The 967-nt window shown below is 72.7% G+C and carries 2 protein-coding genes; both read left to right on the top strand.

Going from position 1 to position 967, the window contains the following annotated elements; genetic code table 11:
• Nucleotides 1-518, top strand: a 518-nt coding sequence (locus VR45_RS28040) for a class I SAM-dependent methyltransferase (RefSeq protein WP_045942644.1), incomplete at its 5' end; no start/stop codon positions are given.
• A gap of 32 nt (nt 519-550) precedes the next feature.
• Nucleotides 551-967 (top strand): AAA family ATPase (locus tag VR45_RS28035; protein ID WP_045942643.1); only part of this gene is annotated, 417 nt, incomplete at its 3' end.

Below are 967 nucleotides of genomic sequence, written 5' to 3'. Positions count from 1 at the left end.
TTGCGGCGGACATGCGCCGGCTGCCCTTCGCGGACGGGGCGTTCGATGCGATCGTCTGCGCGGACAACTCGCTGCCGCACCTGCTCTCCGGCGAGGACGTCCGGACCGCGCTGCTCGGTATGGGGCGGGTCCTCCGGGAGGACGGACTGCTGGTGGTCACCGTCCGGGACTACGACGAGGCGCGGCGGGCCAGACCGGCCACGACGCCTCCGCAGGTCTCGGAAACGAGCGAAGGCAAGGTGATCACCTTCCAGCTCTGGCACTGGCACGAGGACGGTGAGCGCTACGACCTGGAGCACTTCCAGCTCGTCCCCGCGGCGAACACCTGGGACGTCCGGGTCCGCCGGACCACCTACTGGGCGCTGACGCGCTCGCAGTTGACGGAGTTCGTGGCCGGGGCCGGCTTCACCGACATCAGCTGGCACGACCCGGAATCCAGCGGGTACTACCAGCCCGTGCTCACCGCCCGGCGCGGCGGTGCGGGCAGCGGTTCCGTTCCGCCCGGGAAATCCGGATGATCCGCCCGGATCCCGCACGATAGTGTCGTCGGATGCCGAAACGGACCTGGGAGCTCGTACTGCTCGGTGGCGCCTCCGGCGTCGGGAAGAGCGTGGCGGCCGCCCGGATCGCCGGGGCGACCGGCGCCTTCGTCGTGGAGTTCGACGACGTGGTCGCCGCCGTCCAGGAGCTCACCACCGCCGAACAGCACCCGGCCCTGCACCATTTCGACGGGCCCACGGCGCCCGAGCGGCCGGAGGACAGCTGGCCGCCCGGCCGCGTGCTGGAGCTGCAGATCGCCACCGCCGAGGCACTGGAGCCGGCCGCATTGGGCGTGGTGCGCAACCGGCTGACCGTCCCCGTCCCGGCCGTGGTCGAGGGCGACTACCTCACCCTCGCCGTGTGCGCCCGGGCGGTCGCCCTCGGGCGGGCGACGGGCCGGGACGTCCGGGCGGTGTTCCTGCACGAG

This window comes from Streptomyces sp. NRRL S-495, assembly GCF_000966955.1.
GTDB classification, from domain to species: domain Bacteria; phylum Actinomycetota; class Actinomycetes; order Streptomycetales; family Streptomycetaceae; genus Kitasatospora; species Kitasatospora purpeofusca.
This window is presented reverse-complemented; position numbering and strand designations above follow the sequence as displayed.